15 protein-coding genes are annotated in these 12,488 nt (G+C 41.8%); 6 read left to right on the top strand and 9 right to left on the bottom strand.

Annotated elements, in window-relative coordinates:
• Nucleotides 1–54: 54 nt before the first annotated feature.
• The gene (locus AABM38_RS03750) at nt 55–321 is read right to left on the bottom strand and encodes a hypothetical protein (protein WP_423409200.1); all 267 of its coding nucleotides are present in this window, start codon (nt 319–321) and stop codon (nt 55–57) included.
• 98 nt (nt 322–419) lie between these two features.
• Here AABM38_RS03750 and AABM38_RS03745 point away from each other — a divergent pair, with 98 nt between their 5' ends.
• On the top strand, nt 420–842 hold the full coding sequence (locus AABM38_RS03745) for an Lrp/AsnC family transcriptional regulator (RefSeq protein ID WP_423409199.1): 423 nt from the start codon (nt 420–422) through the stop codon (nt 840–842).
• Between the two features lie 104 nt (nt 843–946).
• On the opposite strand, the gene AABM38_RS03740 is transcribed toward AABM38_RS03745, so the two are convergent.
• The 4 genes from AABM38_RS03740 to AABM38_RS03725 form a co-directional block, all read right to left on the bottom strand.
• Entirely contained in the window at nt 947–2,710 is a 1,764-nt protein-coding gene (locus AABM38_RS03740; RefSeq protein ID WP_423410642.1) for a metallophosphoesterase family protein, read from the bottom strand.
• Nucleotides 2,711–3,261: 551 nt separating this feature from the next.
• Nucleotides 3,262–3,681: an arsenate reductase (thioredoxin) gene (arsC, locus tag AABM38_RS03735; RefSeq protein ID WP_423409198.1), complete on the bottom strand. Its 420-nt coding sequence runs from the start codon at nt 3,679–3,681 to the stop codon at nt 3,262–3,264.
• An 18-nt stretch (nt 3,682–3,699) separates the two neighbouring features.
• Nucleotides 3,700–4,995, bottom strand: a complete 1,296-nt coding sequence (locus AABM38_RS03730; protein WP_423409197.1) for an arsenic transporter — start codon at nt 4,993–4,995, stop codon at nt 3,700–3,702.
• Nucleotides 4,996–5,049: 54 nt separating this feature from the next.
• Entirely contained in the window at nt 5,050–5,418 is a 369-nt protein-coding gene (locus AABM38_RS03725) for an ArsR/SmtB family transcription factor (protein WP_423409196.1), read from the bottom strand.
• A 496-nt stretch (nt 5,419–5,914) separates the two neighbouring features.
• On the opposite strand from AABM38_RS03725, the gene AABM38_RS03720 reads away from it, so the two are divergent.
• From AABM38_RS03720 to AABM38_RS03705, 4 genes are all read left to right on the top strand, one after another.
• Complete coding sequence (locus AABM38_RS03720; protein ID WP_423410641.1) at nt 5,915–6,244, top strand: ArsR/SmtB family transcription factor; 330 nt, start codon at nt 5,915–5,917, stop codon at nt 6,242–6,244.
• A 78-nt stretch (nt 6,245–6,322) separates the two neighbouring features.
• Nucleotides 6,323–6,490 (top strand): hypothetical protein, encoded by a 168-nt coding sequence (locus tag AABM38_RS03715; RefSeq protein ID WP_423409195.1) that lies wholly within the window; start codon nt 6,323–6,325, stop codon nt 6,488–6,490.
• Nucleotides 6,491–6,536: 46 nt separating this feature from the next.
• Nucleotides 6,537–7,400, top strand: a complete 864-nt coding sequence (locus AABM38_RS03710) for a permease (RefSeq protein ID WP_423409194.1) — start codon at nt 6,537–6,539, stop codon at nt 7,398–7,400.
• Nucleotides 7,401–7,436: 36 nt separating this feature from the next.
• Nucleotides 7,437–7,571 (top strand): hypothetical protein, encoded by a 135-nt coding sequence (locus tag AABM38_RS03705; protein ID WP_423409193.1) that lies wholly within the window; start codon nt 7,437–7,439, stop codon nt 7,569–7,571.
• Between the two features lie 201 nt (nt 7,572–7,772).
• Here the strand turns inward: AABM38_RS03705 and AABM38_RS03700 are convergent, their stop codons facing one another.
• Entirely contained in the window at nt 7,773–9,038 is a 1,266-nt protein-coding gene (locus AABM38_RS03700) for a hemolysin family protein (RefSeq protein WP_423409192.1), read from the bottom strand.
• 128 nt (nt 9,039–9,166) lie between these two features.
• A complete protein-coding gene (locus tag AABM38_RS03695; protein ID WP_423409191.1) occupies nt 9,167–9,754 on the bottom strand; it encodes an undecaprenyl-diphosphatase in 588 nt (195 codons plus the stop codon).
• A 182-nt stretch (nt 9,755–9,936) separates the two neighbouring features.
• Between AABM38_RS03695 and AABM38_RS03690 the strand changes: the two genes are divergently transcribed.
• On the top strand, nt 9,937–11,079 hold the full coding sequence (locus AABM38_RS03690; protein ID WP_423409190.1) for an acyltransferase family protein: 1,143 nt from the start codon (nt 9,937–9,939) through the stop codon (nt 11,077–11,079).
• A gap of 304 nt (nt 11,080–11,383) precedes the next feature.
• Here the strand turns inward: AABM38_RS03690 and AABM38_RS03685 are convergent, their stop codons facing one another.
• Nucleotides 11,384–11,893, bottom strand: a complete 510-nt coding sequence (locus AABM38_RS03685) for a methylated-DNA--[protein]-cysteine S-methyltransferase (protein WP_423409189.1) — start codon at nt 11,891–11,893, stop codon at nt 11,384–11,386.
• Nucleotides 11,890–12,447: a bifunctional transcriptional activator/DNA repair enzyme AdaA gene (locus tag AABM38_RS03680; protein WP_423409188.1), complete on the bottom strand. Its 558-nt coding sequence runs from the start codon at nt 12,445–12,447 to the stop codon at nt 11,890–11,892. Before AABM38_RS03680 ends, AABM38_RS03685 begins: the two co-directional genes overlap by 4 nt.
• Nucleotides 12,448–12,488 lie beyond the last annotated feature (41 nt).

Below are 12,488 nucleotides of genomic sequence, written 5' to 3'. Positions count from 1 at the left end.
TTCGTTATTTGCATCCTATTTCTTTAAAATTTACTTTATTTCAGGTATTTCCCCTTAAAAAACCTTTTTCCTGTCTGCTCGCTTCTGAAACTGAGAGCTGACAATCGTAAAGATGATGATATACGGAATAATAAACAGGCCGTAACCTGTGCCGTAGTCCTGGATATCTTCTGTAAAATAAAGATTCACACCCCACAAAATATAGAGCACATAACCTGAGAGCGTAATCCAGAACGCAACCCATTTTTTTGTTAAAGCGGGCAGCAGTACCGGACTCAGAACGATTGCTCCCAGCACGAGATTTGTAATCAGGTGATCCATTTCTTTTTCCCCTTATGGAATTTTTTTTCTTATAATAGACTAATATACAGACGTAAAAATAGACAAGAAGTTTCAAAAATGAAAACGAGGTGGCAGACATGGACCAAGTAGATCAAAACATTCTTCATATTCTTCAGGAAAACGGCCGGGTTTCGATGACTGAGCTTGGAAAGCGCGTAGGATTATCGGTTCCAGCAGTGAAGGAGCGTGTCAAAAGATTGGAGGAAAACGGGACGATTCTTGGATACCGGGCTGTCCTTAATCCTAAAAAAGTGAACAAGAGTGTTCTGGCTTTCATCCTGTTCGATTCCAAGCGCTGCAAGGAATTTCGCGAGTTTTGCATACTGCATCCGATGGTCGTGGAATGTCATAGATTAGCAGGACAATACAGCTATCTAGTTAAGATTCTCGCAGAGTCAGTGGAACATCTCGAGGAGTTCATTGATGAATCGATGGCCTATGGGCATCCTTCTACCTTGATTAATCTGTCTTCTCCAGTTGAATTCAAAACGATTACATGAACAAAGATGCCCTTCATCGACTTTGAAATCTGTCCTCACCTGTTGTATTCAAGCATATTACATAAACAATGGGCTGCCCTCCTGAAAGAAGGCAGCCCATTGTTCTATTTAACTATATTGATCTTCTGCTCACTATTCGCAGGTACCGTTATTTCAACTTCCATATACTGCACTGCACCATCGGTATAATTTTGCTTAACCGAACCGGCAGACGCACGGTAGCTTCCTGCAGCCATATAAAATGGCACTGTTACGGTAATCGGCTTGTCCAGCCTGTTTGTTACAGCAGCTTCTTGGCTCGTGGCTTTTCCATCATTCACTGCACTGTAATTCGCATCAAATGACATGACCCCGCTTTTCGTATCCCCATTTTGATAGACGGGGATCGAATGTCCAAGGTCATCGTATTTGTAAGAGGTAATCTCTCCGTTCTTCATTTTAAATGGTCTGAATCCTACCCAAGGCTTGCCTGTCAGCTCGACCGCCGTTGTTGTCGTGTACAGGATCCCATCTTTTTCAGTGACATCATCTGTATGAGTGTGACCGTGAAGGCTAAGGTTCACGTTAAACTGTTTCATGACATCGACTAGTTCCTGCGCATTCTCCCCATGCCATTGCTGGTCATATTTAATGCCAAGCTTTTCACCAAGCACTAACGTCGATAATGACTGCGGATTATGCTGCGCATCGTATTGCTTCCAGTAGCTTTGCACTTCAGGATCGCTTTGCGGCCAGATATCGCGGTCGCGCCATAAAGGATTATGATGTGAGAATAACCCTTTGATCTGCCCAGGCTGTGCTGATTTAGCGTTTGCAGCCAAATCTTCTTTTACCCAGTTAAGCTGTTCATCCCTGATCTGCCCGCCCCATGTCGGCACGGACACAGTACCATTGCCTGAGCGGTCAAACTTATGCCAGTCAAATGAATTGTAGCCAATATAGTGGGCATATGGTCCATAATCAAATGAGAAATACTGTGGCCCAAAGTATTGCTCCCAATACTTCGCACCGTCAGCAAGCGTGGCATCCTGTGCATAATAATCATGGTTGCCCGGAACGATGTACACAGGAACATTCAGCTTCTGCAGTACACGGTATGTCTCTTCATACTCATAAATATATTCCTGAGGGTTCATCTGCCCATACATCAAGTCCCCAGTCACAACAACAAAGTCTGGATTCGCAAGGTTTACTTCCTTGATTGTTTTTTGCAGATAAAGCCAGCGCTTCTTCTCATCCGGATCCCACATTCCAGCTTCTTTAGCCAGTGCTGGGTCTGTGCCAGAAACATTATCTGGATCCCCCAGATTTCGCGGTGAACCAACGTGTGTATCTGTCAGATGTAAAAACGTGAAATCCTTTTTAAATGTGTCAACTACCTTAACAGAGTGCGGCTGCTCATCTGTGATTCGCTTGCCATTCCCTGTAAAAGAAACCTCCAGATCATATAATTTTTCCGGCACGCTGTCCGGGATTTGGACGGTTACATTATATATAGATGAGCTTTTTTTCCAATAAGAGTCTCCTGCCTCTGCTTTTTGAACAGGAAGGTCATATTCCTTCGTCAATGAAGAATGATTTGTTTGCTTCAATTTCACATTCCAGGCACCAGCCTCTGCGCCTTTGCTGTCCACCTTAACGGTCAGCGTTTTGCCCTTTTGTTTAATGGCTGGTGTCGCGAAAAGAGGATAAATGATTTCGTTCACTTTTGGATCGACTGCGATGTTCGGCACCGCGTCAAGATAATTCGTACTGTTTCCAATGCCGCCATCCTGTTTTCCTGCCGCACTCAAAAGGCTGCCATTTGCAACGGAAGCTAAAGGTATAAGCGATAGCAGGATGGAACCAATCATAAGTATTTTCAACATGTTTTTCACTGGTTGATAACCTCCTTTTCTGCCTTTATCGTAGCATGGCATTGTAAAGGTGGTTTTAAGCTAACATGACAATACAGCAAAGGATATTACAAAATTCGACGAAATGAGCCCTGTCATTTTGAAAAATCAGCATATCGGGCTCTTTTTACAAACAACCTAAACCATGATGGGCACTACACTTTTTCTATTATTTCCATAAATAAAAACCGCTGCATCATACAGCGGCTTCCCTTAACAAAAATCTTTATTGTTATTCGTTAAGACCAACTCTTTGGTCCTATCATTAAAATCTACGGTTAGACTTTTTACTTCATATTCAATCGAAGGATCAACAGCTACCCTGATTCCATTCACCACCAAAAACTCATCATCTTCTTCCGGCTCATCCAGAGCCAGTCCAATCTTAGAGCTTCTTCAGCTGATTCCCGCAAAATATAATCGAATTCCTGATACGGCCATCTCATGCAAAGCTTGCTGTAAGTAGTCTCTTGCTCTGTCGGTAATTCTCATTGCCTCTTCACCTTCTTTTTTTGGGTGAACAATTATTTGCCCGTCTCAGCGAATGTTTTGATACGGTCGCTGATCTGGTCGCGGACGCTTTGGAATACTGCCCACTTTTCTTCTTCTGTTCCTTCCGCTTTTGCAGGATCATCGAACCCCCAGTGTTCGCGCTTAACATGTGGAGGTGTCACTGGGCAATGCTCATCTGCATGGCCGCAAAGTGTTACAACAAGGTCAGCATTGTTCAGGATTTCAGGATCAATCACATCAGAAGTATGGCCCGTAATATCGATTCCAACCTCGTTCATAGCCTTGATGGCATTAGGGTTCAAACCATGAGCTTCAAGCCCTGCACTTTTCACATTCCACTCATCACCCATATATTTTTTTGCCCATCCTTCAGCCATTTGGCTTCTGCAAGAGTTACCTGTACATAAGAAGTAGATTGTTTTTTTAGACATAGTTGAATAGCTCCTTTGTTATATAATTAACAACCAAATATATAGACCTACCAAAGTGATGAACAAAGTAGGAATGGTTAAGATGATACCTGTTTTAAAATAAGTGCCCCAGGAAATTTTCACGCCTTTTAATGAAAGAACATGCAGCCATAGCAGTGTTGCCAATGAACCGATTGGGGTGATTTTCGGACCGAGATCAGATCCGATAACATTCGCATAAATCAGCGCTTCACGAACAACACCAGTTGTGTTAGTATCCGCAATGGCCAGCGCATCAATCATGACGGTTGGCATATTGTTCATGATTGAAGACAGGATAGCCGCAATGAAGCCCATCGCAATCGTTGCGACGAACAATCCCTGGTCGGCAGCAGACTGGATCACATCAGCCAAAAGCTTCGTCAGTCCGGCATTTCGAAGTCCATAAACAACGACATACATTCCAATCGAGAAGAACACGATTGCCCATGGCGCACCTTTTACCACCTTTGAGGTGTGAACGGCATGACTTCTTCTTGCCATCAATAAGAAGAAAATAGCCACTGCACCAGCAATGAACGAAACCGGGATTTTCACGAATTCGCTTGTAAAGTATCCAAGAAGCAAGATTCCAAGGACGAGCCATGACAATCGGAACATTTTTAAATCCTTAATCGCTTCTGCTGGCTTTTTTATATCGGACAGCTCATAATTTTTCGGAATGCTTTTACGGAAAAATAAGTACAAAACCAGAATACTTGCTGCCAATGAGAATAAGTTCGGCACAAGCATTCTTGAAGCATACTCGACAAACCCAATATTAAAGTAGTCAGCTGACACGATATTCACCAGGTTGCTGACAATCAGCGGCAGTGAAGTCGTATCGGCAATGAATCCGCTCGCCATGATGAAAGGAAAAACCATTTTCTCTTCAAACTTCAGATTTCGCACCATTGCCAGGACAATCGGCGTCAAGATTAATGCAGCGCCATCATTGGCGAACAATGCTGCAACCCCTGCACCAAGCAAGGTGACATAAATGAACATCCTTACTCCGTTTCCTTTAGCTGCCCTTGCCATATGCAAGGCCGACCACTCGAAGAAACCAATCTCATCTAAAATAAGTGAAATAATAATGAGTGCAATAAACGTCAGCGTCGCATTCCAGACGATGCCTGTTACATTTACGACGTCCTGTATAGAGACAACACCAAATAATAATGCTAAAAGCGCTCCACCTGTTGCCGACCAGCCAATCCCGAGCCCCTTAGGCTGCCAAATAACCAGAGTCAAAGTCACAAGAAAAATCAGTGAAGCAATAATCGCTAATGACAAATCAAAACACCTCCGTAATTCATCCAAACGACAAGATTTGTTTCCTGTGTACCATTAATCACAAGAAATCCTCTTACCCTGCCGCTCAAGTTCTGTTAATTTTTCTTCCTGACTTGGCAGTGCACTCAATAGCAATTGAACAAACTCGAAATGCTCGTACTGCTGGTTCAGTGAGTAAAAAATCCACTGCCCTCTTCTGCTTTCTTTTACCAATCCTGCGTCCTTCAGTTTTCTGATGTGCTGGCTGATCGCCGGCTGGCTCGCCTCAAAGATCGCTACAAACTCACACACACAACAATCATGGTCAGTCAGAATTCTCATCATCGTTAACCGCGTCTTATCTCCAAGCAGCTTAAGGATTGAAGCAGCCTGATCCATATCAATAATTTGTTTATTCAATTCCTCTACACCCCCTTGAAGCATGGGGACGTATCTAATGCTTCCATGAATTAAAAAAGGATTTTCGGGGGCAGTAGGTACGTCCCTGTGATTCTCGCATTATCATATAATGATTTGCTTATATGTTCAAGCGTGTAAAAGGAGGTTTACAAAGTTTTAATATTTCGTCTTATGCTGATATGTGATATGGGGTAAGAGTTTAGGATTAATAGTTTCTTTAAAAAGTAGATATCCTGAATTTTGTAAAAAGTAGCGATTATCTTGTATTTCGTAGCGATTATTTGAAAACTGTAGTAATTATGGGATTTTCCGTAGCAATTATCCTGGTTTTTGTAGCGAATATCAATAAAAACGTAGTGATTTTATTTTATAAAGTCCAAGAACTTGCTATTGAAAAAAATAAATCAAAAATTTTTGATTTAATAATTGCAAAATGGTTTTTCAGGAAATATAATACAATATATCAAGTAAATTTGATTAAGGAGAGCTGACAGTGGAAAAATTCATTCCTTTAACAGACCTGACCAATAACTCCAAACCCACTAAGGAACCGCCGCTTCAGAGCACCTTTGAAAATTATGAAAAAAAGTTCAAAGCCCTTGCCGATCAAAAACGCCTGCAAATCCTGAACCTGTTATGCCAGCAAGACTCCAGCTGTGTTTGTGACTTAAGCGAGATGATCGACATGCCTCAATCGAAGCTTTCTTATCACTTAAAGATTCTGCTCGAGGCGAATCTGATTACAAAGGAAACGAGAGGAACCTGGAGCTATTATCAAGTCAACACGAAAGAAATCAATCATCTTTTATCTCCGGAGCTTTGCTGCCTTTTCAGACCTAGCTGTTGTTAGTTAGGTTTCATTTTCAAAGTATTAATCAATTTTTTTTGATTAATAAATCAACATAATTTGATTAAGGAGAGGATATACATGTTTTATCAAGATTATCAGACATTCGCAAAGCTAAAACAGCAGGAAGTAGAAAGAAAGGCAAAGCATGCGTGGAAGTTTTTCGAGCAGTCCGAAATGAAAGAAACCCCAATGCCAGCTGACTCTAGTAAACAACCAAACTGCTGTGTAACGCCAGCGAACGCTTAAACAAACCCAACAACATTTTTAACTAAAAGGAAGAAGGTAGAGTAAGATGATTGAATTCTTAAAGAGCTTTTTCTGGATTGCCCTTGAATTAACAGTCCTGTTCATCGGGATCTCGTTTTTGATCAGCCTGCTGCAAGGATACATCCCATACGAAAAAATTGAAAAGAAATTAACAGGCAGCAACAAGTTATTCGCAAGCTTTGCCGCCATCTTGTTCGCTTTTATCACACCATTCTGCTCCTGCTCCACGATCCCGGTAGTGGTCAATATGCTGAAAAAGAAAATCCCGTTTTCAATCGTCATGGTATTTCTCTTCGCTTCTCCGGTACTGGATCCAACGATACTGACCATCATGGGTGTCGTAATGGGCTGGAAGGTCACGATCCTTTACACCGTTATCACAAGTGTCTTCTCAATCGCAATCGGCTTCACTCTCGACAAGCTTGGTTTCCAGCGCTATGTAAAAAATGTGATGATGTCTGGCTATGAAGAATCAAATCAAAAATTCAATTGGCGCTTTGCCCTTCAAGAAACATGGTCTCTAATGAAAAGTGTCTATCCATACCTGCTTATTGGTGCAGCCATCGGAGCCGTCATCCATGGCCTTGTCCCAACGGAGTTCATTACAAAATGGTTCGGCCACGACGCCTGGTGGCTCATCCCGGTCGCTGCGGTCGTCGGAATTCCATTATACATCCGCTTATCAAGCATGATTCCTATTTCACAGATGCTTATTTTAAAAGGAATGGCCCTTGGCCCGGTAATGGCGATGATGATCAGTTCCGCTGGCGCAAGCCTTCCTGAAGTTATCCTGTTAAAATCGATTTTCAAAAAGCAGCTCGTCTTAGCATTCATCCTATCCGTCATCACTATGTCTACAGTATCCGGATTTATCTTTTATCTCGTTTAATTAATCAAATTTTATTGATGAAAGGAGGTGAATTTAATGGCTAACTTCATCCAAATTCTAATGGGCAGCAACAAATCAAAGTCAGACTGCTGCAAGATCGAAATCAAAGAAGTTGAGGAAAATGAAGAGAAAAACGAAGCTTGCTGCGGTGGGGATACGAAATGCTGCTAGTTTTAATTACAATATAAGGAAGACGGCACGATTATGATTCTCTTTTGGGGCAATTAACGAACTTTTTCAGGAGATTCTCCAACTTTATTGGTAAATTACAGACAATCTCCAGGCAATTATCACGTATGATTGAGAGAATAATTTTTCCAGCCAACAAAAAAGGTGGAGCCAAGCTTCAAATAGCCTGATTCCACCTTATTTTTATTCTTCCGTCTCAACAACGGGCTTTCTTTCGACCTTGATTTTACGGATTCGATGGCTTTCTACTTCCTGGACTATAATTTTGAGATTTTCATAATCGAAGGTATCACCATTTTCAGGGATGCTTTCGAGCGTCTCAAAGATCCAGCCGCCAAGATTGTGGTACGTTGTTTCAGGCATCGGCACATTGAATAATTCCGCAAAGTCATCGAGATCATACTGAGCATCGAATTCGTATGTGTTTTCATCAATCTTCGTCATGATGTTGATTTTCTCATCATGCTCATCCCAGATTTCGCCTACCAGCTCTTCCAGGATATCCTCTAAAGTGATGAGTCCGGATGTTCCGCCAAACTCATCGACGACGATGGCCATGTGGCTCTTCGTCCTTTGAAGTTCTGGGAGCAGCGTGGCAACTTTCATTGATTTCACAACGAACATCGGCTGACGCAGCAGCTCGCGTACATTTACTTCATTATGCTGGATCAGCTCGGCAAAAAACTCGCGCTCCGATAAAAATCCAATGATGTTATCTATATTTTCTTCGTAAACCGGGATCCGCGAAAATCTCTCCGTCAAGAAGATTTCTTTGATTTCCTCGAGAGGCTGGTTCACTTCGATCGTAATCATGTCCATTCGGTGGGTTAATACTTCACCGACAAGTATTTCGTTGAATTCCAGGGATCGGTGTACTAGCTCCCGCTCATTTTTATTGATGACACCTTCTTCTTCACTGATGTCGACCATCACTTTGATTTCCTCTTCCGTGACAGATGGGGTTACCTCTCCATCCTTCGAGAAAACCTTTGAAACAGAAGCCTTCAGCTTGCTGAACAAGAAATTGACTGGCGTAAGAACTTTTATCAGCATCAGCAAGATTCCCGAGATCTTTAAGGAATAGCTTTCTGCATTCTCCTTCGCAATCGATTTCGGCAAAATTTCTCCGAAAATCAAGATCAGGATCGTCATGCCAAATGTACTGATGAGAAGTCCGGTGCTTGGTCCGAAAATATCGGTAGCTACCTTGGCAGAAATACTTGCCGCCGCAATGTTCACTATATTGTTACCTACTAGTATTGTAGACAAAGCGTCATCAAAATTCTCAGAAATAAACAACGCATTCTTGCTTCCAGAACGGCCTTCACTCACATAATTTCTCAGCCTGATTCTATTGACGCTGGAAAAAGCCGTTTCCGCCGATGAAAAGAAGGCAGATAAAAGAATTAAAACACCTAATAAAATGATTAAACCTATGGGAACTTCCAAAAAAATTCACTCTCCGAAAAAAATTTTGTCATAAATAATTTTACTGTTCTGATGAATATAAATCAAATACTCTGGCTCCTTACCACTGCATTATCTATTTACGTTTGAAACTGTAAAATGGTTTCAGATTAGTAATTTTTCATCTCATTACCTGGAAGATTCTTATATTCTTCCGTTTTAACTAATTTCTTCATAAAACTCAGGTTAGGGATGAAGCGGTAAGCAAGAAACGCTGTACCTGCACCGATTAATGCACCTGCAGCCACATCCGCTGGATAATGCACACCCGCCCAGATCCGTGAAAAACCTACTACGAATGCAAGAACCACCCAGTAATAATGAAACTTTCTTTTAAAAAGCCAGAAAGAAACTGTCATCGTGAAAAAGATGATGGTGTGGTCACTCGGAAATGAATTGTTCACACCCATATCTATCAGCTTATTAACCTCGGAAAGCTCGGCAAACGGCTGATTGTTCGAATGAAATGAACCTGCAATCTTGCCCCCTGCTTCGGCAAAAATCAGCGCGATAAAACCAGTGACAATCATCAAACGGTTGACGGCTTTACGGCTGAATAAAAAGAAAACCACGGCAGCTGCCAAAACGAAAATCATGTTTTCTGCTATTAAAGTCATCAATGGGTTAAAGCCTTCAAATTGCTTCCCTAAATCATTGATCATCCTGAAGGATTGTACATTCAATTCTGTAAAACTCATGAAATTAAAACACCCCTATAATATGCAAATTAAATAAATTATACAACATTGGAAGATCTTTCTGTCTGTAAAAATATTATTAAGCACCTTTTAATATATGATTGTATGAATTTATCAGCCGGAATATAATGGTTAAGTGGTGTTAAAAATTGTCATTTACGCGTGTAAATAGGAGGATTGGAATGGGGAAAGAACGGTTATTTTTCCTGGATAACTTAAAAATTTTTTTAACAATTTTGGTTGTCGTCCATCACGTTGGCCAGCCTTATGGAGGCTCCAATGGTTTTTGGTACTACATCTCAGATGATCATTTTAATTTAGGAAGGTTTTTCTCAGTAAACGCAGGATTCTTCATGAGTCTATTTTTCTTGATTTCAGCCTATTTTCTGCCTGCTTCGTTCAGGAAAAAAGGGACGAAGACTTTTTTGAAAGACCGTTTGATCCGCCTAGGTATTCCGCTTCTATTTGGATTCCTGGTGATCATGCCAGTATTGATGTATTTCTTCTATATTAACTTCAGGCAATATGGGAATATTTCATTCTTTGATTACTTCTTCTCTATTTATTTAGGCTTTGGATATATGCCAGATGGCTGGACCGGCCCGGTTTTCCCGGATATGCAATTCGGTCATCTGTGGTTCATTGAACACCTATTAATCTATGCCCTTTTATATGCTGTATTCTATCGCCTGCTTAAAGGAAGGATTTCTTTCGGATTCCTGGAAGACTTGAATAATAGTAAACTCTTCTTAATCGCAGTGATTGTTTCGATCATCACTTTCGCTGTTCGGATCAAATATCCAATCGACCACTGGGAGGGATTACTGGGTTTTATCCAAGTCGAATACGCTCACCTTCCGCAATATGCGTCGTTTTTCTTTCTTGGGGTCCTTGCCTTTAAATATAAATGGTGGGACAAACTGACCGTCAATTTAGGTGGAGCCTGGCTTGCAATCGGATTGATTCTTGCCGGAGCAAGATATCTCACAAATATTGTCCCCTATTCACAGGGTGGCGCTAACTCAATCAATCTTCTTTACAGCTTTTATGAAACCTTTTTATGTTTCGGTCTCGGATTTGGGCTTATTTTCCTCTTTAAAATGGCTCTGAATAAAACAAACTCTTTCCTGAAAATACTTGCAGATAACAGCTTTGCTGTTTATATTTTTCATCTTCCGATGGCTGTGTTGATGCAGTATTTATTCACTTCGGTGGATTTGGCTCCATTTATGAAATTTGTCGTGGTATCCATTGTTACGATTATTGCTACCTTTTTGTTTAGTATATTGATCAGAAGAATTAATGTGGTGAGAGCCATTATATAACGATAGATGATCTCTAAAATAACGAGGTTATTCTCAGGCTGTAAACAAACTCGATTACAGCCGAGCTTGTCTAGTATGTTTATCTTAGGTGGGAAATAAAACAGGTCTGTTGATTTCCGTTCCAGGCGCTTCGCTTTCCGCGGGGCTGGCGCTGAGCCTCCTCGTCGCTTCGCTCCTGCGGGGTCTCACCTGTCCAGCTGCGCCCGCAGGAGTCTGCGCGCCTTCTACTCCAATCAACAGGTTTTCAATAATTGTTGACTTGAATCTTTGTCGACAAGCTGAGATGGCCTCTTAAATTAAATGGTCATCTTTTCTTCCCTTCTAAATCAAGCAAATATTGCTTCATCTCTGTTCCGCCTCTGTAGCCTGTGATGGCTCCATTCTTGCCAATCACGCGATGGCATGGGACCGTGACCAGCACTGGGTTCGCGCCGATTGCAGTTCCGACGGCTCTTACTGCTGCTGGCTTGCCAATTTTATGGGCAATGTCTGAGTACGATAAAGTTTGTCCATAGGGTATGTCCATCAGTGCCTTCCAAATGGCTTCCTGAAAAGGGGTTCCTTTTACATCAACAGGAACGGAAAAGGATTGGCGTTTTCTCGAGAAGTATTCGTGAAGCTCTTCTATATATGGCTGCATGACTTCGATGTTTTCTTTTACCTCAGCGGCAGGATATCGTTTATGGATTGCGCTCGCCATTTCTTCCCAGGAGTGCCCTGGTGAACCTACATAACAAAGCCCCTTTTCTGTAGCCGCAATATAAAGCTTCAAGTGAGCATGTTCAAAAACCGTCCAATAAATCTCATTTGTCATTGTTTTTCTCCACCTTTTTTACGATAAGCAGCAGGCGTACAGCCATACCTCTTTTTAAACAGCGTTATAAAATACGGTACACTCTGGAACCCGACGGCTTCGGATATATCCTTGACTTTCCGTTTATCTTCCTCCAAGAGCTGAATCGCTTTTTCCATTCGGACCTTTTGGATGTATTCATTCGGCGACATACCCTGCACCTGTTTGAACAGACGCTGAAGATGAAACGGGCTGCCATGGAAAAGCTCGGCTAATCCTTCAAGTGTAATGTACTCGTGATAGTTTTCATCAATCCAGTCCTTGATCTGCCCGACCCATTCCTCTGCAGGCAAAATCGCTCCATCTGGCTTGCATCTTTTGCACGGCCTGAAGCCTTCTTCAGTCGCCATATAGGCATTTTTAAAAATGTGGACATTCTCCCGCTTCGGTGCCCTCGATTTGCAGGAAGGCTTGCAATAGATTCCGGTTGTTTTTACAGCATAAATAAACGAATCGTTAAATGAAGAATCGCACTCTACAATCGCATTCCAATACTCATCAGGAATGTGCGGCATCTTTCTCACCTCAAGAAACAGTATAAACCAAACCAAGGTGA

Source organism: Heyndrickxia sp. MSNUG, from assembly GCF_049532715.1.
Taxonomy (GTDB): Bacteria; Bacillota; Bacilli; order Bacillales; family Cytobacillaceae; genus Mesobacillus.
Note: the sequence above shows the minus strand (reverse complement) of the source record. Positions and strands in the feature narration are given on the sequence as shown.